This is a genomic window from Streptomyces sp. VTCC 41912, assembly GCF_045799175.1.
Taxonomy (GTDB): domain Bacteria; phylum Actinomycetota; class Actinomycetes; order Streptomycetales; family Streptomycetaceae; genus Streptomyces; species Streptomyces albulus_C.
Map to the genome: position 1 here is coordinate 71,768 of NZ_JBJMAB010000037.1, position 22,722 is coordinate 94,489.

The following is a 22,722-nucleotide window of genomic DNA, read 5'->3' on the forward strand; positions in this document are numbered from 1 at the left end:
GGAGCAGGACGACCGACGGCCCCCGGGCCCGGACCGCGCGGCGCGCGACTCCGGGCCCGGGGGCCGTCCGTTCCGTCTCCCCGCCCTCCGGCGGCTACTTCGCCGTGAAGCGCGCCGGCGCCTCCGTCGGCGTCCCCCCGCTCGGCAGCGCCTGCCGCGGGCAGGAGTTGAGCACCCTCGCCATCGCGTCCTTCTCGGCCCGGGTCACCCACAGCCCGTACTTCTTCTTCACCGCCACCTGCCGCGCGACGTAGGTACAGCGGTAACCCGCGTACGAGGGCAGCCAGTCCCCCGCGTCCCCGTCGCTCTTGCTGCGGTTGGCCGACGCCTCCACCGCGATCAGGTTCAGCGGATCGTTCGCCAGCGCCACCCGCTTGCGGCCCGCCCACTGCCGCGCGCCCGTCTGCCAGGCGTCCGACAGCGCCACCACGTGGTCGATGTCGACGGTGCTGCGCCCCCGCTGATAGCGCAGCGACTTCCCCGTGTACGGGTCCTTCGGCAGCGTCCCGGACACCACCACGCACTGCTTCGCGTCCCGGAACGCGGTGTCGCGCAGGTCCCGCTTGAGGATGTCGTCGCGGGTGCCGCAGCCGTTGCCGTCGGTGTCCGCCCAGGCCGAACCGAACCGGTCCCGGGCGTAACCGTCCTTCGTCCCGGAGCGCTTGACGGCCAACGAGTCCAGCGTGCGCAGCGCACTGCCCGCCGCCCCCGACCGCCCGTCGCCGCCCGCGGAAGCGGACGGGTCCGCCCCCGAGTGCGCACCACCGCCTCCCCCGGCACCGTGGCCGGAGCAGCCGGCGACGGTCAACAGCGCGGCCAGGGCGGCGGCGCTGACGAGGCGTGGGGCCGGGCGGCGGGCGGAAGTGACGGTCGGTATCACGTGGGGCGTCCAATCCGAGGAGCGTGTCAACAGGGTTGCGGGACAGGTGAACAAGGGAGCGGACCGGCCGGCGAACGCCGGACCGGCCCACCCCCCGGGTTCGGATATCTTTTCGGAAATCGAGAGTGAGGACGCCCATGGACACGGCCGCAGCAACCACGGCGGACGACCGCTCCGGGCCCTCCCCCGGCACCGCCACCGCGTCCGGTCCGCCGTCCGCCCCCGACCCGGCATCCCGGTTCGCCGCGCTCCGCGCCCCGCGCCTCGACCCGTACTGGACCGCCGGGTTCTTCTTCCTCGCGTTCGCCGTGCTCTCGTTCTGGCGCTACCGCACCCTGTCCACGATCTCCTGGGACCTCGGCATCTTCGAGCAGGCGATCCGCGGCTACGCCCACCTCCAGGCACCCGTCGTCGACCTCAAGGGCCCCGGCACCAACATCCTCGGCGACCACTTCAGCCCCATCCTGGTGCTGCTCGCCCCCTTCTACCGGCTGCTGCCCTCACCCCTGACCCTGCTCACCGCGCAGGCCGCCCTGTTCGCGCTCTCCGCGATACCCGTCACCCGCGCCGCCGCCCACCACCTGGGCCGCCGGCGCGGGCTGGCCATCGGCCTCGCCTACGGCCTGTCCTGGGGCATCCAACGGGCCGTCGACTTCGACTTCCACGAAATAGCCTTCGCGGTCCCGCTGATCGCCTTCGCCCTCGAAGCGGCACTGCGCGGCCGCTGGAACACCGCGGTGTGCTGGGCCGCACCCCTCGTCCTGGTCAAGGAGGACCTGGGCGTCACCGCCGCCGCCATCGGAGCGCTCTGCCTGATCCGCTCCCGCCGCCCCGGACCACTGCCGCTCGCCCTGGTCGCCCTCGGCATCACCGCCACCGCCGTCACCCTCGGCCTCCTGATACCCGCCTTCAACGGCTCCGGCTCGTACGACTACTGGACCAAACTCAGCGGCAACGGCAACGCCGGCCCCGCCATACCCCTCGACGTCGCCCTGCGCACCCTGCTGTGGACCCTGCTGCCCACCACCGGACTGCTCGCCCTGCGCTCCCCACTGCTGCTGGTGGCCGCACCGACCCTCGGCTGGCGCTTCCTCTCCCACGAACCGCACTACTGGGGCACCGACTGGCACTACAGCGCCGTCCTGATGCCCGTCGTCTTCCTCGCCCTCGTCGACGTCCTCCCCCGGGCCCTCGCCTCCCGCCGGCCCTGGCTGCGCTCGTACGCCCACCACCTGCCCGCCGCCGTCCTGGCCGCCGCCCTCGCGCTCACCACCACGCTGCCGCTGGCACGGCTGACCGAGGCCGACACCTACCGCACGCCCCCGTCGGCGACCGCGGCGGAACGGCTCCTCGACCGGATACCCGACGGCGCGAGCGTCGAGTCCGACGTCCGCCCGCTCAGCCACCTCACCGGACGCACCCGCGTCTACTGGACCGGCGACACCCGCGGACTGATGCCGGACTACGTCGCGGCCCAACTCCACGACGGGGGAACGCCCCCACAGGTCCTGGCCGACGCGCAGGCACGGCATCCGCACACCACGTACGACGTGGTGGGGGCCGCCGGGGACGTCGTGGTCCTCCGCCGGCGGGCGTAGCGGGTGCGGGCGGGTGGCCCGCGTACGTTGTCGGCTCTCCCGCCGTGGTGGCGTTCCGCCTTCGGCGGGGGTCTTGCGTACGTTGTCGGCTCTCCCGCCGTGGTCGTTCTCGCCTTCGGCGGGGGCCGTGCCGGTGTCGTCGGCTCTCCCGCCGTGGTGGGTTTCGCCTTCGGCGGCGGGGGGTTGAGGGGTGGGGCTTCGGTGGGTGGCGGGGGTGGGGGGGGGGGGGGGGGGGGGGGGGGGGGGGGGGGGGGGTGTGCGGACTGCTGCGCTTTACGTCCGCACACCCACCCCCAAGGCCCCACACCCTCGCGCCGTCCATACGGTTCCCCACCCCTGGGGTGAGGAGGGGGAAAGGCCCTGGCTGCTCACGGCCGCCCCGCGCGACCCGCGCTTCTGGTCGGGGGGCCACCACGACGGGGCTTGTCTGTCCTCTCCCCCTCACCGGGTGGGGGCGCTCCACGGCGGGAAGGGGTCGGGCCGGAGGGGGCGTTGTGCAGGACGTAAAGCGCAGCAGTCCTGCATGACGCCCCCTCCGGCCCGACCCCGCCACCACAACGAACCGACGCCCCCACCCGAACACACCCCCCGCCGAAGGCGAAACCCACCACGGCGAGAAGGCCGAACCGCGGATCAGCCCAAGATCGTCGTGAGGAACTCGCCGACCCACGCCAGCAGTTCCCGTCCCACCACCGGCTTGCCGCCGATCCGGCCGGTCGTCGGGCGCGGCACCAGGATCTGCCGGGTGGCCGGCTTGAGGACCGTCCGCGGGTGCAGCCGCTTGAGGCGCAGCTCCTGGGACTCCCGCAGCTCCACCGGGCCGAAGCGGATGTTGGAGCCCTGGAGGGTGATGTCACTGACGCCGCAGGCGCGGGCCAGCATCCGCAGGCCGGCGACGAGGAGGAGGTTCTCCACCGGCTCGGGCAGCTTGCCGTAGCGGTCGGTGAGTTCCTCGCGGACCGCCGTGACGTCCTCCTCGGTGGTGGCCGAGGCGATCGCCCGGTACGCCTGGAGCCGCAACTGCTCGCCCGGCGCGTAGTCGTGCGGCACGTGCGCGTCCACCGGGAGCTCGATCTTGACCTCCAGCGGGGGCTCCTCCTCGCCGCCCTCCAGGGACGCGCGGTAGTCGGCGACGGCCTCGCCGACCATCCGGACGTACAGGTCGAAGCCGACGCCCGCGATGTGACCCGACTGCTCGCCGCCGAGGAGGTTGCCCGCGCCGCGGATCTCCAGGTCCTTCATGGCGACGTACATGCCGGCGCCCATCTCGGTGTGCTGGGCGATGGTCGCCAACCGCTCGTGCGCGGTCTCGGTGAGCGGCTTCTCCGGCGGGTAGAGGAAGTAGGCGTAGCCGCGCTCCCGACCACGACCGACCCGGCCGCGCAGCTGGTGCAGCTGGCTGAGGCCGAAGTTGTCGCCGCGCTCGACGATCAGGGTGTTGGCGTTGGAGATGTCGATGCCGGACTCCACGATCGTGGTGGAGACCAGGACGTCGAACTTCTTCTCCCAGAAGTCGACGACGACCTGCTCCAGCTGCGACTCCCCCATCTGACCGTGGGCGGTCTGGATGCGGGCCTCGGGCACGATCTCCCGCAGTCGGGCCGCCGCCCGGTCGATGGACTCGACGCGGTTGTGGATGTAGAAGACCTGGCCCTCGCGGAGCAGTTCGCGGCGGATCGCGGCGCCGATCTGCTTCTGCTCGTAGGGGCCGACGAAGGTCAGGACCGGGTGCCGCTCCTCGGGCGGCGTGGTGATCGTCGACATCTCCCGGATGCCGGTGACCGCCATTTCGAGGGTCCGCGGGATCGGCGTCGCGGACATCGTCAGGACGTCGACGTTGGCCCGGAGCTTCTTCAGCTGCTCCTTGTGCTCGACGCCGAAGCGCTGCTCCTCGTCGACGATGACCAGGCCCAGGTCCTTGAACTTGGTCTCGGACGAGAACAGGCGGTGGGTGCCGATGACGATGTCCACCGCGCCCTCCCGCAGCCCCTCCAGGACCGCCTTGGCCTCGGTGTCCGTCTGGAACCTCGACAGCGCCCGGACGTTGACCGGGAACTGGCCGTAGCGCTCGGTGAAGGTGCCGAAGTGCTGCTGCACGAGGAGCGTGGTGGGCACCAGCACCGCCACCTGCTTGCCGTCCTGGACGGCCTTGAAGGCGGCCCGGACCGCGATCTCGGTCTTGCCGTAGCCGACGTCGCCGCAGATCAGCCGGTCCATCGGGACCGACTTCTCCATGTCCTCCTTGACCTCGGCGATGGTGGTGAGCTGGTCGGGCGTCTCCGCGTACGGGAAGGCGTCCTCCAGCTCGCGCTGCCAGGGCGTGTCCGTGCCGAAGGCGTGGCCGGGGGCCGCCATCCGGGCGGAGTACAGCTTGATCAGGTCGGCGGCGATCTCCTTGACGGCCTTCTTGGCGCGCGCCTTGGTCTTCGTCCAGTCCGCGCCGCCGAGCCGGTGCAGCGTCGGCGCCTCGCCCCCCACGTACTTGGTGACCTGCTCCAACTGGTCGGTGGGGATGTACAGCCGGTCCCCGGGCTGGCCGCGCTTGGCCGGCGCGTACTCCACGAGGAGGTACTCGCGGGTGGCGCCCTGGACGGTGCGCTGCACCATCTCGATGTACCGGCCCACACCGTGCTGCTCGTGGACGATGAAGTCACCGGCCTGGAGGGTGAGCGGGTCGATCTGCTTGCGGCGGCGGGCCGGCATCCGGGCGGCGTCCTTGCCGGCGGCCTTCTGCCCGGACAGGTCCGTCTCCGTGAGCACCGCGACCTTCAGGCCGGGGTCGACGAAGCCGTTGTCGATCGAGCCGCACGCCACGTGCACCACGGACGGCGCGATCTCGCCGAGGTCGGCCTCCAGGCGCGCGGCGATGCCCTCGCCGCCCAGCACCTCGACCGTGCGGGCCGCCGGGCCGTGGCCCTCGGTGACGAACACCGTGCGCCAGCCGTCCGCCAGCCACTCCTTGGTGTCGGCCAGCGCCCGCTGGGTGTCGCCGCGGTACGTCTCGGGGGCGTGCATCCCCAGCTTGAGGGTGTCCCCGTCGGCCTCGGCCTCGTCGGCCGCGAACGGCGACACCGACCACCACATCATGCCCAGTTCACGGGCCCGGTCGCGGACGTCCGCGAGGCCCCACAGGGACGCCGCGCCCACGTCGATCGGGGCCGCGCCGCCCCCGGCGCTGGCCGCCCAGGACGCCTGGAGGAACTCCTGGCTCGTCGCCACCAGGTCGGCCGCCCGGGTCCGCACCCGCTCCGGGTCGCAGACCACCGCCATGCTGCCCTTCGGCAACACGTCCAGCAGCAGCTCCATGTCGTCGACCAGCACCGGGGCCAGCGACTCCATGCCCTCGACGGCGATCCCCTCGGCGATCTTCCCCAGCAGTTCGCCCAGCTCCGGGTGGTGCTCGGCGAGCTCCGCCGCCCGCGCCCGCACCTCGTCGGTCAGCAGCAGCTCGCGGCACGGCGGCGCCCACAGCCCGTGCTCGGCCACCTCCAGGGACCGCTGGTCGGCGACCTTGAAGTACCGGATCTCCTCGACGTCGTCGCCCCAGAACTCCACCCGCAGCGGGTGTTCCTCGGTCGGCGGGAAGACGTCCAGGATGCCGCCGCGGACCGCGAACTCGCCGCGCTTCTCGACGAGTTCGACGCGGGCGTACGCGGCTGCCGCCAGACCGTCGACGACCTCTTCGAGATCGGCCGTCCGCCCCGTCCGCAGACTCACCGGGACCAGTTCGCCCAACCCCTTGACCTGCGGCTGGAGCACCGAGCGGATCGGCGCGACCACCACCGACACCGGGCCCGCCGTCGGGTCGTCGGCGCTCGGGTGGGCCAGCCGGCGGAGCACCGCCAGGCGCCGGCCGACGGTGTCCGACCGCGGCGAGAGCCGCTCGTGCGGCAGCGTCTCCCAGGACGGGAACTCCACGACGGAGTTCTCCTCGCCGGCCGGCATCAGCGAGCGCAGCGCGGCGGCCAGGTCCTCGGCCTCCCGGCCGGTGGCGGTCACCGCCAGCACCGGGCGGCCGGTGCGCCGCGCCAGCGCCGCCACCGCGAACGGGCGGGCGGCCGGCGGCCCGACCAGGTCGACGTGCGGCCGGTGCCCGTCGGCCGCGGCCTTGACCGCTTCGGCGAGCGCCGGGTCCCGTACGACGGCGTCGAGCAGACCACTCAGGCTCATGAAAAGGTTCCGTCCCAGCGAGGCGAACAACGCGACCGGTCCGCCACCCCTCGACGGCGCCGGCGGGCGCACACGGACCAGGGCTGACCACCTTACGCCGGACCGCCGACAACCGGCCGCCCCGACGGCCGGCACCGCCGTCCACGCTGCGAGAAACCCCATTCCGCCCGGCCACCGCGCGTGCAAGGGTGTCCAGCGGAATCGTGCCGACTACACGTATGCCCACCGCACGGACACCGGCCATCCCGGTACCGGCCGCGCGGAGCGGGGCGCACCCCGGGTCGGCCACGTCGCAGCAGGGCAGGAGGGGGCCACGGTGAGCCGCACCACCGAGGACAGTCACGGCACGGGCCGCAACGGCACCGGGAACCAGCCACCCGACGGCCCGGCCGCCGCCCGCCGCGGCCCGGTCGTCGCCGCCCTGATGCTCGGCATGGCCCTGGCCGCCCTCGACTCGACGATCATCGCCACCGCCGTCCCCCAGATCGTCGGCGACCTCGGCGGCTTCGCCGTCTTCTCCTGGCTCTTCTCCGGCTACCTGCTCGCCGTCACCGTCACCCTCCCCGTCTACGGCAAGCTCTCCGACACCTACGGCCGCAAGCCGATCCTGCTCACCGGCATCGTGCTGTTCCTCATCGGCTCCCTGGCCTGCGCCGGCGCCTGGAACATGGGCTCGCTGATCGCCTTCCGCGTCCTCCAGGGGCTGGGCGGCGGCGCCCTCCAAGGCACCGTCCAGACCATCGCCGCCGACCTCTACCCGATGAAGGAACGCCCCAAGATCCAGGCCAAGCTCTCCAGCGTCTGGGCCACCTCGGCGGTCGCCGGCCCCGCACTGGGCGGGCTGCTCACCACCTACGGCGACTGGCGCTGGATCTTCCTGATCAACCTGCCGGTCGGGGCGCTCGCCCTCTGGCTGATCGTCCGCCACTTCCACGACGCCCACCGCGACCGGCCGGCCGCCGGCGCCCGCACCCGCGTCGACTGGCCCGGCGCGCTCGCCGTCTTCGCCGCCGGCGGCCTGCTGCTCACCGCCCTCGTCCAAGGCGGCACCGCCTGGCCGTGGCTCTCCCTCCCGTCCCTCCTGCTGTTCGCGGGCAGCGCCCTGGCCACCCTCGCCACCGTCCTGATCGAACGCCGCGCCGCCGAACCGGTCATCCCCGGCTGGGTCTGGCGCCGCCGCACCATCTCCGCCGTCAACCTCGCGCTGGGCGCCCTGGGCCTGCTGATGGTCGCCCCGACGGTCTTCCTGCCCACCTACGCCCAGGCCGTCCTCGGCCTCGGCCCGATCGCCGCCGGCTTCGTGCTGTCCGTGATGACCCTGAGCTGGCCGATATCCGCCGCCTTCAGCAGCCGCGTCTACAACCGCGTCGGCATCCGCAACTGCGCCCTCCTCGGCATCGGCGGCGCGGCCCTCGTCCTGCTCGTCTTCCCCCTGCTCCCCTATCCCGGCGCCGCCTGGCAGCCCGCCCTGGTCATGCTCGCCCTGGGGGCCACGCTCGGCCTCTTCCAACTCCCGCTGATCATCGGCGTCCAGTCGTCCGTGGGCTACGCCGAACGCGGCACCGCCACCGCCTCGATCCTCTTCTGCCGCCAGGTCGGCCAGTCCCTCGGCGCGGCCCTCTTCGGCGCCGTCGCCAACGCGACCCTCAGCGACCGCCTCACCCACGCCCCGGCGGCCATCCGCGCCGGCCTCCCGCACGACCTCGACGGCGTCTCCCGCGCCCTGCAACACGCCGGCACGCTCGCCACCGGCACCGTCGACTACCTCCGACGCGCCGTCGACACCACCGTCGAACACGTCTACCTCGGCGCCGCGGCCGCCGCCGCCCTGGCCTTCCTCAGCGTCCTGGTCCTGGCCCCCCGCCGCTTCCCCGTCCACCCGGACGCCCATCCGGCGCCACCCGCCGAGACCTCGCCAGACGCCACCGCGGCAGGCACGATCGGCGACGCGGTCGCCTCCGGGGGCGTCGCGCCCGGGGACCCCGGCCCCCTCGGGGACACCGGCCGGAACGGCGGCGCGAGCACCCCGTCCGCCAGTTGACCGCCACGGCGCACGGACCGTGCCCTAGCGCCGGCCCTGACCGCCCCGGTCCGCCCGCGGCAGCTCCGTCCCCCGCGTCTCCTGGGCGTCCGGCTCCCGCTCCGGCTCCGGCTCCGGCTCCGCAGCCGCACCCGTACTCGTACTCGTCGTCGTCCCGGGCGCCGGCGACCCGGCGCCCGCGCCCGAACCGGGGAACTCCGCCGGGTCCTTCCCCGTCAACGCCGCCAGGCTGTTCCGCACGTGCGTCATGTGCACCCGGACCTCCTCGCGCGCCTCGTCGTGCTCCCGCACGACCCGCTCGGTCGTCCGCTCGATCCGCTCCAGCTCGACCTTGGCCTGCGCCAGCAGCTCCGCCGCCCGGGCGTCGGCGTCCTCCAGCCGGTGCCGCGCGGACTCCTCGGTCTCCGCCGTCAGCCGCCGCCGCTCGGCCATCACCGCTTCCCCGTGGGCGTCCAACTCGGCGACCCGCTGGTCCATCTCGTTCTCCAGCCGCGCCAGCTCCCGCTCCAGGGCTTCCCACTCCTCGGCGTGCCGGGCCTCCTGGTCCTTGAGCAGCCGCTCGGTGCGCCGCCGGGTCTCCGCCAGTTCCTCCGCCGCCTCGGCCCGCACCTGCTCGGCCTCCTGGCCGGCGTCCGTCACGAGCTCCGCCGCCTCGTCGGTCGCGGCCTTCTCCGTATGGCGCGCGTCCTCCGCCGCCTCCGCACGCAGCCGCTGCGCCGCCTCGTCCGCCGCGTCGTGGACCTGCTGCGCGAAGTCGGCCGCGTCGTCGTGCGCCTGCTCCGCTTCCGCCTCCGCCCCGGTCAGCAGCCGCACCGCCTCGGACTCCGCCGTCGTCAGGATCAGCCGTGCCTGCTCGCCGAGGGACTCGTACGTCTGCTCCGGCAACTGGGCGACGTAGCCCTGTAGTTCGTCGAGTTCGGCTTCCATCTCGTTGGCCAGGACCGTCAGCCGGGCGGCCCGCTCCCAGCAGGAGTCGCGGTCGATCGAGAGCCCCTCGACGCGCCGGTCCACGTCCTCCGGCCGATAGCCGCGCCCTCGTACGGTCTCGAACCCGTGAGGCGAAACCGAAGTACTCATCCCTCAAGCCCCTCTCCGCTGCGCACAGCAGTGGCGCGAACCCGCAAGCTTCCGCACAGTCCCGCGCACATCTTTCTGGATCGACCCGAAGCGGCCTCATCGCGACACTCCGCCCATTCCTTCCCACAAGGATGCGCCATTTGCCACCAGAAGCCGGAATTGGATCTTCGCCCGCGAGGGGGTTTTGCCGCCTCCCACGTTGTCGAGGTGCCCCGAGCGCCGCCGCGCCGCCCGTACGGCGCCCCGGTTCCGCCGGCCGTCCGGGCGTTCCGAGGGGCTCCGCGGACCCGGAGGATCGCCAGGCCGAGTTCACCGTCACGGCGCACGGACCGACCGGTGCGGCAACGGGACGGCGCGGCCGCGGCCCGTCGACGACGGCGCCGCGGGAGGGGCCGCGCCCCTGGCGGCCGAGGGCCACGGGGGCCGGAAGGTCAGCGCAGGGCCGGGGCGGGCGGGCGCGCCTCAACCATCCGCGGCGCACCGGCCCGTGCGGTGCGCCGCGCAAACGGCGCGGCGCGGCTACGGACCGCCCGCGCGAGCGCGCCGGCCTCCGCAACCGCGCCGCGCGCCGCCGCCCCCTACAACAACCCGTCCCACATCTGTTCCAGCAGGACCGACCACCACGTCTCCGGCGACCCCAGCGCCGGCGGGTCCAACGCCACCAGCTGCGCCTGGAAGTCCACCGTCCACCGGCCGGCCTGGTCGGGCGTCAGCCCGTACCGCAGGCGCCACATCCGCCCCAGCATCGCCAGGCACCGCACGAACTCCGGCAGCCCGCTGTTCACGAACTGCGGCGCGACGGACTGCCCGCCGGGCCCTGCCTCCAGCGGGACGGCCACGATGTGCGCGGTCCCGTACTGGACGCACAGCTGGCGCCCGAAGTCGTTGCCCATCACCAGGTACGAACCGGCGTCCGGCGACGGCTGCACCCGTCGTTCCATCGCCAGCTCCGCCAGCGTCGGCACCGGACGCCCCGGCTGCGCCTGCGCCCAGAAGAACGGCCCGAAGTCGACCGGCAACCCGGCCCAGACCAGGGTCTGCGCGACGACGTCCGGCACGCCCTGCCGGGAGACCGCCCGTTGGTCGAAACGGAAGACCCCCTGGGGCCCGAACGCCTGCTCCAGTTCGTGCCCGATCGCCTGCGGCGGCGCCGGCGGCACCGGCTGGACCTGCGAGGGGTGCGGCAGCGGCGCCCGCACCGGCGCGGGCCGCGCCGGCCCGTCGGCGACCTGGTGCAGTTCGCCCTGATGCTCGATCAGGTGCCGGACGCCCTGCTGCCGCGACGCGTGGTCCTTGCCGTACGCGGCGGTGTGGCTGATCCGCACCTGCGGCCAGGTCTCCCGGATCATCCGGGCGCAGTAGCCACCGGGCAGATCGCAGCACTCCAGCTCGGTGTGGAGCTCCACCACCTGCTGCGGCGGGACGTTCATCGCGCGCAGCTCGTGCAGCAGTTGCCACTCCGGGTGCGGCGTGCCCGGCGCCGAGCGGCGCACGATCTTCTGCTCGCTGCCGTCCGGGGCGCGGTAGCTCAGGACCGCCATGTAGCCGGGGCCGACGGTCGGCTGACCGCTGGGCGCCGGCGGGTAGCCGTACGCACCGGACGCACCCTGCCCGCCCTGTCCGCCGGGAGCCCCCTGCCCACCGGGACCCGGCACACCCGGCCCCGGCATTCCGGGCGGACCGGACTGCGGGCCGGGCGGCGCCGGCGGGGCCATCGGCGGACCCGGTGGCATGCCGGGGCCGGCGGCGGGCGGCCCGCCCGGGGTCACGGACAGCGCGGCACCGTCCGCGAGCATCGTCGCCGCGGCGTGCACCCCACCGCCGGCACCGGCCTGCGGAGCGGGCGGCGGCGGGAGCGGCGGAGGCGGACCGTCCTGGCCACCGGGCGCGGTGCCGCCCGCTGCACCGGCGGGCTTGCCGCCCGAGGGCTTCGGCGTGCCCAACGGGCCGGGCGGCGGCGGGGGCGGCATGCCGGGAACGCCGGCACCGCCGGGGCCACCGGGGCTGCCGGTCGCGCCGCCCGGACCGGGCGCGGCGGCCTGGAGGGCCGCGCCGTCCGCGAGCATCGTCGCCGCGGCGTGCACCCCGCCCCCGCGACCACCCGCACCGGAACCCTCGGCACCGGGACCGCCGGCACCAGCCGCTCCGCCCGGGCCGTCGACCGCGCTCAAGTCCAGTTCGGACGCGTCCAGTTGGGACACCAGCTGGGTCGGCACGTAACCGCCGGCCGGCGCACCGGTCGCGCCCGGGCCCGGGGACGCCGGGCCGTCACCGGGGCGCCCGTCCGTCTCCTGGGCCCCGGCGGTGGCAGCCGCCCCGGACGCCGCCGGGGCGTTTCCGGGCAGCGCGGAACCGTCCGCCGGCATCGTCGCCGCGGCGTGCGCGCCGGGCGGCGGCGGTACGTCGGCGATCGGCGTGCCGGTCGGCGGCGGCAGGTCGCGCAGCGCGGCCGGCGTCGTGGACGGTGCGGGCGGGGCCGGTGGGGCGGGCGGCATCGGCGGCGGTGCGGATGGCATCGGCGGCGGGCCACCGGTGCCGCCGGTGCCGGTCCGGCCGGGCACGTCGGGCGCCGGCGGGGGCAGCGCGGGCGAGAGCTTGGTACGCGGCAACTGGCTGCCGCCATGCAGGAGTTCGGTCTTCGCGTCGGGCCGCACCCGCGGCGTCGACGGGGTGTCCTCGTCGTCGGAGCCGGCGAGCGGCGGCGCGAACACCGTCTGCGGCGGCGCCACCGAACGGTCCGCGTCGTCCCCGCCCGCGGTGGTGTCGGCGGCGGCCCACGGGGTGTCGTCCACCGCGGCCGCCCCGGACGGGGACGGCGCGGAGCTCGGGGCGGGGGAATCCGGGGGCGCGGCCGGCGGCGGAGCGTCGGCGGGCGCCGACCCCGCGTTCACGTTGACGTCGGCCCAGGCGTCCTCGGCGGTGCCCGTGGAAGAGGAAAGAGAGGAAAGAGACGAAGGAGAGGAAGGAGCGGTGGAAGGGGAAGGGGAAGGGTCGGCGGGCGGGGTGGAAGCGGCAGTTCCGGTCTCTCCCGCGGAACCCGCCTCCGCCGCAGCCCTGGCGGCGGCCCCGGGTTCGGCCCCGGACTGCGTCCCGCCGTCGGCCGGCTTCCGGCCGCCGATCCCGATCGTGTCGGCCGCCTCCTGCAACCACTCCGGCGGTGTCAGCAGGAACGACGTGGCCTCCAGGTCGATCCGCTGCGGCGGCTCGGCCGCACCGTAACCGGCCTCCGCCGCCGCGCCGTACTCCTCCTCGTAGCGGCGGATCACCTCGCCCACCGGCAGCCCCGGCCACAGCGTGGTCTCCCCGCTGTCCCGGGCGATCACCAGTCGGCTGCGGCCGCCGTCGGCGACCTGGCCGCCGTCGCGGTCCTCCGCCCACGCCACGAAGCCGAGCGCGAACTCCCGCACCCGCACCTCGCGGTGGAACTCCGACGCGACCTCGCCGTTCACCCACTGCTCGGCGCGCTCCTGCGCCTGCGCGAACGTCACCACTGAGCTCAGCCCCCCACCGGTACGGCGTACGCGAAGCCGCCGTCCACCATCAGGTTCGCCACCGTCTCCAGCTCCGGCGGGTTGCCCGCCAGCCGCAGGAGGAAGTCGTCGAAATCCGCACCGCACGGCAGCATCAGCCGCTCCACCCGTTCCTGCACCGACCACCCGTCCTGATCGCGGGCGTCGTCGTACGGGCAGAACCACACCGAGCCCGGCGCCTCGCCGCGGACCTTCACCGCGATCACCCCGCCCTGTGCGAACGCCACGCCCAGGTAGTCCTTGGTGAAGTGGTCGCGCAGGCACTTGTTCACGTAGACGAGGTCGTTGACGGCGGCGTCGTCCAGCACCGTGAAGAACGGCTGGTCGACCAGGAGTCCCAGTTCCGCGTCGAGGGCCGCGCCCACCGGGGCGCACCCGCCGGCCGCCTTCAGGAACGACCGGTACGCCCCGGGCAGCCGGTAGCCCAGCGCCTCCTCGGCCTGGACCAGCTGCTCCTCGCCGACCGCCAGTTCCCGCCGCGGCAGTCCGAAGTGCACCGGACGCGTCTCCTGCAAGGGCCGCGTCCCGCGCTTGTCGTGCGCCACCGCCGTCGTCGCCAGCCCCGCGTGGTGCCGCAGCAACGCCTTCACCTCGACCGGGACCAGTTCCATCCGCCGGGTCCCCGCCACGTGGTGCCAGGTCCAGCCGTGCGGGGTGGCCACCGCCGGCACGTCTATCCACAGTTCGTGGCCCTGGGCGTGCAGCGCCGCGTTCGCCGACACGAAGTCCGTCAGCCGCAGCTCGTCGACGCCGAAGCCCTCGGGCGGCTCGGCGATCTCCGCGGCGGCCCGGGCGTACGGCGAGAAGTCCGGGAAGCCGTTCCCGTCCATCCGCACCCCGGCCGGATGGCGCGCGGCGCGCACCGGATCCGGGAAATGCACGACCTGCCCGGCGTAGGCCGAGTTCGGTGGCACGGGACGTCCTTGGGCCTGGAGGCCGGGATGCGCCCCCAGCCCTTGCCGACCTGTCGTCATCGCGGTTGCCCCCTGGCTGAAGCTGGCTTTGGGGCACAGCCTATGTGGTGCCGCAACACCCTCCACCGCCCCCGTCCCGCCCTTCCACCCGTCGCCGGACCGGCCGCTCGGCGGTGCCGTCGGACGGTGGCGTGGCCGCGCGCGCCCCGCCCCGGCCGGATGGTGCCTCCCCTTGTACGGCGCCCGCGCCACATCCGGCCCCCGCGACGCACCCGCACCACGCGTCAGCCCCACGCCACACCCGCGTCACCCTCCGTCCCGCACCCCGCGGAGCCCCCCGCCCACACCCCGCCGACCAGCCCCGTTACCGGACAACCGACGGACCGTCACACGTCAGTGACATCCCCGACAGCGCGTCCGACTACCGCAACACCCAGCACATTTGGCAATCTGACCTCCGCAACCGGGGGGATTGCAGGGAGGGAAGCACCACCATGAGCACCACCGCACACCACACGACGGCCACGGGCGACCCCCGCGCCGCCGGCGACCCCCGCATCGGCTGGAGCGGCACCGCCGACGCGGACCGCGCGCCCGACCTCCATCACCGCCGCGACGGCATCCTCCCCACCATCGGCGCCGCGCTGTCCGTACGCGGACAAACCCTGACCTGCACGGCGAGCAAGGCGGAACAGCCCCCGACCCTGCACCCGCTCGTACAGGACTTCCTCGACACCCTCACCACCGCGCAACGCGACCGCTTCACCGGTCGCTGCCCGGAGGCGGTCCTGCTCTCCCGCCACCTGACCGCCGTCGAGAGCAACCGCGGCAAGCGCGCCTCCCGCAAGCCCCTCACCAACGGCGAAGCCCGCCGCTCCCTGAAACACTCCAAGATCACCGCACGTCACATCCGCGAGGACGGCGACCCCCAGCACGGCAGCTACGCACCCCCCTGCCGCTCCTGCGACGCGCTCCTCGCCCACTTCGGCGTCATGCCCATCGGGGCCACGACGCCCCAAGGGAGCTGACCGCCACCATGCCGCCCACCCCCACCCCGCACACCCCGGCCCCCGAGGACCCCGGGTCGACCCGCTTCCCCGCCGCCGTCGACATCGCGCTGCACAACGCCGGGTGGGAACCGGGCCGCTGGGACATACAGCAGGCCGAACGCTGGGCCGACGCCCTGCGCACGCACGCCTCGCCCGGCGGCCACCGCCACACGGTCTTCCCGGCCGCCGTCGAAGCCTGGGCCGAGTTCGGGGGCCTGTCCATCGCCGGTCCCGGCCCCGGCCGCCACATCGCGCCGACCCCGTTCGTCATCGACCCGCTGCTCGGCCTCCACCTCGCCCGGACCCTCGGCGACCTCGGCCGCGCCCTGGACACCGACGTCGCCCCGCTCGGGCAGGAGCAGCTCCCCGACACCAAGTCGACCCGCGGCACCACGTACCCGCAGGCCGCCCTCGCCATCGACACCGAGGGCCGGATCTACAGCCTCGACCACACCGGCGACTGGTACCTCGGGCACGACCTCGACCAGGCCCTCGGCACCCTCATCCTCGGCACCCGCCCCAGCCGCCTCACCGTCTCCGGCGACTGACGGCGCGGCCTCAGCCCGCCGCGCCCGCGGCGCGCACCTGGACCACCGGCACCACGGCCGACACCCGGAAGCCGCCGGCGTCGGTCGGGCCGGACACGAACGCGCCGCCCAGGGCCGTCACCCGCTCCCGCATCCCCACCAGGCCGTTGCCCCCGCTCGGCAGCCCGGCGTCGGTCGCGCCCCGCGCCGACGGGCCGTTCTCCACCTGCACCGCGACCTCGCCGGTCCGGTGCGCCAGGCGCACCCGCGCCCGCGCCCCGGGCGCGTGCTTGTGCACGTTGGTGAGCGCCTCCTGCACCACCCGGTACACGGTCTGCTCCACCCGGGCCGCGTACCGGCGCCCGTGGGCGTCCGCCGCGGGGGACTGCGCCGCCGCCTCCGCGCCGTCCTGCACCGAGAACTCCACCGCCATCCCGGCCGCCCGGGACTGCTCGACCAGCTCCCCCAGCTCCGTCAGGCACGGCCCGTCGCCGTCCGGTTCCGCGCCGCCCACCGGCGCCCCGGCCGGTCCCGCGAGCGCGTCCGACGGCGACCGCCCGGATTCCGCCGCGGGGTCCTCCGCGGTCTTGCGCGACACCCGTGACGCCACGGCCGCCAGTCGCTCCGGCTCGTCCGAACCCGCCGGGCCCCGCACCCCGGCCCCCTCCGCCGTGCGCAGCACCCCCAGCATCTCCCGCAGTTCGGTCAGCGCCTGCCGGCCCATGTCCCCGACCAGGGCCGCGTTCCGCGACGCCTTCTCCGGGTCCTTCAGGGCCACCGCCTGCAACGCCGCCGCGTGCACCACCATCAGGCTCACCCGGTGCGCCACGACGTCGTGCATCTCCCGGGCGATCCGCGTCCGTTCCTCGTTGCGGGCCCACTCGGCCCGTTCCTCGGCGCGGTCCGCCAGCAGCGACAGCTCCCGTTCCAGGCCGTCCGCCCGCTCGCGCAGGCTCTCCACCAGCCGCCGCCGCGCACCGACGTAGAGCCCCCACAGCACCGGCGGGGCCGTCAGCACCACGCCCACCGCGAGCGCCATCACGATCACGAACCAGGACGGCGGGTGGAAGTCCGGCTCGGCCGCCACGTCCTGCCGCATGCTGAAGAAGGTCGTCACCACGGTGCCGACCACGGTCATCCCCGCCAGCAGCCCTATGATCCGCCGCGGCACGTCGGACGCCGCGAGCGTGTACAGGCCGACGACGCTCAGCAGCCCGCCCATCTCCGTGGGCATCACCGCGATCGAGGTCAGCACCACCGCGACCGGCCAGCGCCGGCGCACCAGCAGCATCGACCCGGCCACCAGGCCGAACAGCATCCCGGCCACCGTCGGGATGCCCGACGAGTGCGCGAACGGGATGCCCTCGGCCATGCACTCCGCCATGGACGCCAGCGCGAGCAGCACGTCCAACACGGCGCTGCGCCGTCGTGTCCACCACCAGGGACCGCCCCCCGGTCTGCCTCGCGCGGCCACGCTCTCACTTGCCCCCGATGCGGTCATACCGACCAGCGTACGGGCGCCGGCACCGCTTCCCCGGCCTCCTCCCGGCCCGCATCCGGCCCGTTACCGCGCCTTACGTTCGGTGAGGGTGCGCACCCGACCGCCGGGCCCCGCGGCGGCGCCCCGTCGTTCGGGTTTCGCAAGGCAGTGATCCATACCGTCGCGTCGAAGGCCGGTGGTACGGCATAGTGTTGGGTGTCGAGCGGCCAGCCTGACGGAATGTCCGGTTTAGCTTGCTTTACACTCCCCTGTGGTGTAATAGGCAGCACTGAGGTTTTTGGTACCTTAAGTCCGGGTTCGAGTCCTGGCGGGGGAGCACAGTCACCACATCGCGACGTCCGGGTCCTGACCACACGGTCAGGACCCGCCCTCGTTTCCTTCGCAAAACGCCCCGGTATCCTTCGGATGACCACCACCCGAAGTAGCCAAGAAGCCGAAGGGCATCCCGTGAGCGCCAACCGCCCGGCCGCCGTCGTCGTTCTCGCAGCGGGTGAGGGAACCCGCATGAAGTCGACGACCCCCAAGGTCCTGCACGCGATCTGCGGCCGATCCCTCGTCGGCCACGTCGTCGCCGCATCCCGCGAGCTGGACCCCGAACACCTCGTCGTGGTCGTCGGCCACGCCCGCGAGCAGGTGCGCGAGCACCTCGCCGCGATCGACCCCGCCACCCGCACCGCCGTGCAGCACGAGCAGAACGGCACCGGCCACGCCGTCCGCACCGCGCTCGAAGAGCTCAGCGGCGACGGCGTCACGCTCGACGGCACCGTCGTCGTGGTGTGCGGCGACACCCCCCTGCTGACCGGCGAGACGCTGCGCCAGCTCAGCGAGACGCACGCCGCGGACAAGAACGCCGTGACCGTGCTCTCGGCCGAGGTGCCCGACTCGACGGGCTACGGACGGATCGTGCGGGACGAGGAGTCCGGCGCGGTGACCGAGATCGTCGAGCACAAGGACGCGAGCGAGGCCCAGCGGGCCATCCGGGAGATCAACTCCGGGGTGTTCGCGTTCGACGCACGGCTGCTGGTCGAGGCGCTGGGCAAGGTCCGCACGGACAACAGCCAGGGTGAGGAATACCTCACGGACGTGCTGGGGATCCTGCGGTCCGCCGGACACCGGGTGGGCGCCGCGGTGGCGGGCGACCACCGCGAGATCCTCGGGATCAACAACCGGGTGCAGCTGGCCGAGGCCCGGCGGCTGCTCAACGCGCGGCTGCTGGAGCGGGCGATGCTCGCGGGCGTCACGGTCGTCGACCCGGCGTCGACGTGGGTGGACGCGTCGGTGACGTTCGAGCAGGACGCCACGGTGCACCCCGGGACGCAGCTGCTGGGGGCGACGCACGTGGCGTCGGGGTCCGAGGTCGGCCCGCAGTCGCGGCTGACGGACACCGTCGTGGGTGCGGGGGCGTCGGTGTCGTTCACGGTGGCCGACGGCGCGGAGATCGGACCGGACGCCTCGGTGGGTCCGTACGCGTACCTGCGTCCGGGCACGGCCCTGGGCCTGAAGTCGAAGGCCGGCACGTTCGTCGAGATGAAGAACTCGCAGATCGGCGAGGGCACGAAGGTGCCGCACCTCTCCTACGTGGGGGATGCGACGATCGGTGAGTACACCAACATCGGTGCGGCCAGCGTGTTCGTGAACTACGACGGCGAGGCCAAGCACCACACGACGGTCGGCTCGCACTGCAAGACGGGCTCGGACAACATGTTCGTGGCGCCCGTCACGATCGGGGACGGCGCGTACACCGCGGCCGGTTCGGTCATCACCAAGGATGTGCCCCCGGGTTCGCTGGCGGTCGCTCGCGGCCAGCAGCGCAACATCGAGGGTTGGGTCGCGCGCAAGCGGCCCGGGAGCGCCGCCGCGCAGGCCGCTTCGTCCGCCCACCAGGAAGCGGAGTCGGGTCAGGGCTCTGACCGGAAGTCCGAGGGTGAGCGGTGACTGTGCCAACAGGTACGCCGTGCGGGGCGTACGGTGACGAGCGCACGCAAACTGTGATGCAAGGAGATTTGCTGTGACCGGGATCAAGACGACCGGCGAGAAGAAGCTGATGCTCTTCTCCGGCCGCGCCCACCCCGAGCTTGCCGAGGAGGTCGCGCACCAGCTGGGTGTGGGCCTGGTCCCGACGAAGGCGTTCGACTTCGCCAATGGCGAGATCTACGTCCGCTACCAGGAGTCGGCGCGCGGCGCGGACTGCTTCTTGATCCAGAGCCACACGGCCCCGATCAACAAGTGGATCATGGAGCAGCTGATCATGATTGATGCGCTGAAGCGGGCCTCGGCCCGCAGCATCACCGTGGTCGTGCCGTTCTACGGGTACGCGCGTCAGGACAAGAAGCACCGTGGGCGCGAGCCGATCTCGGCGCGCCTGATCGCGGACCTGATGAAGACGGCGGGCGCGGACCGCATCGTCACCGTGGACCTGCACACGGACCAGATCATGGGCTTCTTCGACGGCCCGGTGGACCACCTCTTCGCGCTGCCGGTGCTGGCGGACTACGTGGGCGCCAAGGTCGACCGCGACAAGCTGACCGTGGTGTCGCCGGACGCCGGCCGGGTGCGGGTGGCGGACCGCTGGTGCGACCGCCTGGGCGCGCCGCTGGCCATCGTCCACAAGCGCCGGGACAAGGACGTGGCGAACCAGGTCACCGTCCACGAGGTCGTCGGTGACGTCGAGGGCCGGGTCTGCGTCCTCGTCGACGACATGATCGACACCGGTGGCACGATCTGCGCGGCGGCCGAGGCCCTGTTCGCCAACGGTGCGGCCGACGTGATCGTGACGGCCACGCACGGCGTGCTGTCGGGTCCGGCCGCGGACCGGCTGAAGAACTCCAAGGTCAGCGAGTTCGTGTTCACCAACACGCTGCCGACGCCTTCGGAGCTGGAGCTCGACAAGATCACGGTGCTGTCGATGGCGCCGACGGTCGCGCGGGCGATCCGCGAGGTGTTCGAGGACGGCTCGGTGACGAGCCTGTTCGACGAGCAGTGAGCCGGCGGCCGGCGGTGGCCGGCTAGATCGACTTTGGGGCGGCCTTTCTCGCCGGGTAGACTCATCGAGTTGCTCGGCGAGGGAGGCCGCCCTTTTGCGGTGGCTGTCCGTTATCGACGCGCTCTTCGTAGCAGGTCTGTCGTGGGCCGGGTGACGCCCCGCAGATACTTTGAGATACGAGGAGCTGGCATGGCTGAGATCAAGCTTGTCACCGAGACCCGGAACGACTTCGGCAAGGGCGCCGCGCGCCGTCTGCGCCGCGAGGAGAAGGTTCCGGCGGTCATCTACGGCCACGGCGCAGAGCCGAAGCACGTGGCGGTCGACAGCCACGCGCTGATGATGGCCCTGAAGACCCCGAACGCGCTGATCCGCCTTGAGGGCGAGGGCACCAACGAGCTGGTGATCCCGAAGGCCGTGCAGCGCGAGGCGATCCGTCGCTTCCTCGTGCACGTGGACTTCCTCGCCGTGAAGAAGGGCGAGAAGGTCTCCGTCGAGCTGCCGATCCAGACCGAGGGCGAGCTGGCCCCCGGCGGCAACCTGCTGGAGCACCTGCTCAACACGCTGCCCGTCGAGGCCGAGGCGACCCACATCCCCGAGTCCGTCACCGTGTCGATCGCGGGCCTGGACGCCGGTCACACCGTGCTCGCCAAGGACATCGAGCTGCCGGCCGGCGCGTCGCTGACCGTCGAGGGCGACACCCCCGTGCTGCAGGTCGTCGCCGCGCAGGCGGAGGCCCCGGCCGAGGCCGCCGAGGGCGAGGGCGCCGAGGGCTGAGTCCTCGCGCGGTAGTTTTCTTCCCAACCGCTGTCGCGGTGCCGGACGGCGCCGGGGCGGCGGTTGGGTCGTTTTGAGGAGACGTGAACATGACCGATGCGGCGAGCCCCTGGCTCATCGTGGGGCTCGGCAACCCGGGCCCGGAGTACGCCGGCAACCGCCACAACGTGGGGTTCATGGTGGCGGACCTGCTGGCGGAGCGGATGGGCGGCCGCTTCAAGGCCCACAAGGCACGGGCCCAGGTGGTGGAGGGACGCATCGGCCCGCCGGGCCCGTCGAACCGTCGGGTGGTGGTGGCCAAGCCGTCGTCGTTCATGAACCTGTCGGGCGGGCCGACGACCGCGCTGCGGGACTTCTTCAAGGTCCCGGTGGCCAACATCGTCGCCGTGCACGACGAGTTGGACATCGACTACGGCACGCTGCGGTTGAAGCTGGGCGGCGGTGACAACGGACACAACGGCCTGAAGTCGATCACCAAGTCGATGGGCGCGGAGTACCACCGGGTGCGGTTCGGGATCGGCCGGCCGCCGGGGCGGATGCCGGTGGCCGACTTCGTGCTGAAGGACTTCTCGTCCGCGGAGCGCAAGGAACTGGCGTACTTCGTGGACCGGGCGGCGGACGCGGTGGAGGCGCTGGTCCTGGAGGGCCTGGAGCGGGCGCAGTCGACGTACAACACGTGAGGGGCGGCCCCGTCGGCCGCTACTGCTGGTACATGTCCTTGGCGCTTTGACTTCCGCTCTCCTCCCTAGCGGGAGGAGATTCCTACCACGGTCAGTTGACCGTCTCGGTGGGTTCCTGCTTCTTCGCGCTGTGCGGGGAGAGGTCCCCGTCTTACCCGCGCTCTACAGGCTGACACGGCCAGTCCGGCCGCCGTGGCGACGTTGACCGCCGCGTTGATATCCCGATCGAGGACGGCCCCGCACGCCCCGCACGCCCACTCACGGACGTTCAGCGGCTTGGGGCCGTCCTTGACGCCGCACTGCGAACACACCTGAGACGTGGGCTCAAAGCGTCCGATGCGGTGGAAGGACCGCCCGTACCGGGCAGCCTTGTACTCCAGCATCGTGACGAACGCCGACCATCCGGCGTCGTGCACGGACTTGGCCATACGCGTACGGGCGAGCCCCTTCACCGCCAGGTCCTCCACCGCGACAGCTTGGTTATCGCGAATCAGTTTGGTGGAGAGCTGGTGGTGGAACTCACGCCGTGCGTCGGCCACCCGGCAATGAGCACGGGCGACCTCGACACGGGCCTTGTCCCTGTTCTTCGACCCCTTCGCCTTCCGACCGAGAGCCCGCTGCGCCTTCCTGAGCCGCTTCTCTGCCCGGCGCAGGAAGCGGGGGTTGTCGATCTTTGTGCCGTCGGAGAGGATCGCGAAGTGCGACAGGCCCAGGTCGATACCAACGACCGCATCCGTGGCGGGCATCCGGTCCAGATCCGCGGCCGGGTCGATCCCCACGATGAAGCTCGCGAAGTACCGGCCTGCCGCGTCCTTGACCACGGTCACCGTGGACGGCACAGACGGCAGGACGCGGGACCACCTCACCCGCACGTCGCCGATCTTCGGCAACGACAGGTCCCCGCCGGGGGTGATCTTCCACCGCGCGTTCGCGGTGAACCGGACGGCCTGCCGGTTGTCCTTGCGGGACTTGAACCTGGGCGCCCCCATCCGCGGGCG

General features: G+C 73.3%; 15 protein-coding genes and 1 tRNA gene. 9 read left to right on the forward strand and 7 right to left on the reverse strand.

The genetic code is table 11. From position 1 onward, the window contains the following. Positions 1 to 94: 94 nt before the first annotated feature. Positions 95 to 880 (reverse strand): HNH endonuclease family protein, encoded by a 786-nt coding sequence (locus tag ACJ6WD_RS33700; protein WP_233658082.1) that lies wholly within the window; start codon positions 878 to 880, stop codon positions 95 to 97. A gap of 137 nt (positions 881 to 1,017) precedes the next feature. On the opposite strand from ACJ6WD_RS33700, the gene ACJ6WD_RS33705 reads away from it, so the two are divergent. Beyond that, positions 1,018 to 2,478: a DUF2079 domain-containing protein gene (locus ACJ6WD_RS33705; RefSeq protein WP_407617142.1), complete on the forward strand. Its 1,461-nt coding sequence runs from the start codon at positions 1,018 to 1,020 to the stop codon at positions 2,476 to 2,478. A gap of 633 nt (positions 2,479 to 3,111) precedes the next feature. Here ACJ6WD_RS33705 and mfd read toward each other — a convergent pair. After that, a complete protein-coding gene (gene mfd, locus ACJ6WD_RS33710; RefSeq protein ID WP_233661995.1) occupies positions 3,112 to 6,648 on the reverse strand; it encodes a transcription-repair coupling factor in 3,537 nt (1,178 codons plus the stop codon). Positions 6,649 to 7,072: 424 nt separating this feature from the next. Here mfd and ACJ6WD_RS33715 point away from each other — a divergent pair, with 424 nt between their 5' ends. Then, positions 7,073 to 8,689: an MFS transporter gene (locus ACJ6WD_RS33715; protein WP_376442164.1), complete on the forward strand. Its 1,617-nt coding sequence runs from the start codon at positions 7,073 to 7,075 to the stop codon at positions 8,687 to 8,689. A 24-nt stretch (positions 8,690 to 8,713) separates the two neighbouring features. On the opposite strand, the gene ACJ6WD_RS33720 is transcribed toward ACJ6WD_RS33715, so the two are convergent. From ACJ6WD_RS33720 to ACJ6WD_RS33730, 3 genes are all read right to left on the reverse strand, one after another. Beyond that, complete coding sequence (locus ACJ6WD_RS33720) at positions 8,714 to 9,766, reverse strand: cellulose-binding protein (RefSeq protein WP_407617143.1); 1,053 nt, start codon at positions 9,764 to 9,766, stop codon at positions 8,714 to 8,716. Positions 9,767 to 10,344: 578 nt separating this feature from the next. Then, positions 10,345 to 13,257, reverse strand: coding sequence for an SUKH-4 family immunity protein (locus tag ACJ6WD_RS33725; RefSeq protein ID WP_407617144.1), 2,913 nt, complete (start codon positions 13,255 to 13,257; stop codon positions 10,345 to 10,347). 5 nt (positions 13,258 to 13,262) lie between these two features. Continuing rightward, positions 13,263 to 14,270 (reverse strand): HNH endonuclease, encoded by a 1,008-nt coding sequence (locus ACJ6WD_RS33730; RefSeq protein ID WP_037635711.1) that lies wholly within the window; start codon positions 14,268 to 14,270, stop codon positions 13,263 to 13,265. Between the two features lie 434 nt (positions 14,271 to 14,704). On the opposite strand from ACJ6WD_RS33730, the gene ACJ6WD_RS33735 reads away from it, so the two are divergent. Continuing rightward, positions 14,705 to 15,238, forward strand: coding sequence for a YwqJ-related putative deaminase (locus ACJ6WD_RS33735; protein ID WP_233661992.1), 534 nt, complete (start codon positions 14,705 to 14,707; stop codon positions 15,236 to 15,238). 8 nt (positions 15,239 to 15,246) lie between these two features. After that, on the forward strand, positions 15,247 to 15,807 hold the full coding sequence (locus tag ACJ6WD_RS33740; RefSeq protein WP_233661991.1) for an SUKH-3 domain-containing protein: 561 nt from the start codon (positions 15,247 to 15,249) through the stop codon (positions 15,805 to 15,807). A 10-nt stretch (positions 15,808 to 15,817) separates the two neighbouring features. On the opposite strand, the gene ACJ6WD_RS33745 is transcribed toward ACJ6WD_RS33740, so the two are convergent. Then, positions 15,818 to 17,287, reverse strand: coding sequence for a sensor histidine kinase (locus ACJ6WD_RS33745; RefSeq protein ID WP_407617145.1), 1,470 nt, complete (start codon positions 17,285 to 17,287; stop codon positions 15,818 to 15,820). A 244-nt stretch (positions 17,288 to 17,531) separates the two neighbouring features. On the opposite strand from ACJ6WD_RS33745, the gene ACJ6WD_RS33750 reads away from it, so the two are divergent. From ACJ6WD_RS33750 to pth, 5 genes are all read left to right on the forward strand, one after another. Further along, positions 17,532 to 17,603, forward strand: a tRNA-Gln gene (locus ACJ6WD_RS33750). Positions 17,604 to 17,734: 131 nt separating this feature from the next. Continuing rightward, entirely contained in the window at positions 17,735 to 19,222 is a 1,488-nt protein-coding gene (gene glmU / locus ACJ6WD_RS33755) for a bifunctional UDP-N-acetylglucosamine diphosphorylase/glucosamine-1-phosphate N-acetyltransferase GlmU (protein WP_331248006.1), read from the forward strand. A gap of 73 nt (positions 19,223 to 19,295) precedes the next feature. Continuing rightward, a complete protein-coding gene (locus ACJ6WD_RS33760) occupies positions 19,296 to 20,270 on the forward strand; it encodes a ribose-phosphate diphosphokinase (protein ID WP_016578947.1) in 975 nt (324 codons plus the stop codon). Positions 20,271 to 20,459: 189 nt separating this feature from the next. Continuing rightward, a complete protein-coding gene (locus ACJ6WD_RS33765) occupies positions 20,460 to 21,044 on the forward strand; it encodes a 50S ribosomal protein L25/general stress protein Ctc (protein WP_233661989.1) in 585 nt (194 codons plus the stop codon). Positions 21,045 to 21,133: 89 nt separating this feature from the next. Then, positions 21,134 to 21,724, forward strand: coding sequence for an aminoacyl-tRNA hydrolase (pth, locus tag ACJ6WD_RS33770; RefSeq protein WP_038519896.1), 591 nt, complete (start codon positions 21,134 to 21,136; stop codon positions 21,722 to 21,724). Between the two features lie 65 nt (positions 21,725 to 21,789). Here the strand turns inward: pth and ACJ6WD_RS33775 are convergent. Then, positions 21,790 to 22,722, reverse strand: a 933-nt coding sequence (locus tag ACJ6WD_RS33775; RefSeq protein ID WP_407617146.1) for an RNA-guided endonuclease InsQ/TnpB family protein, incomplete at its 5' end; no start/stop codon positions are given.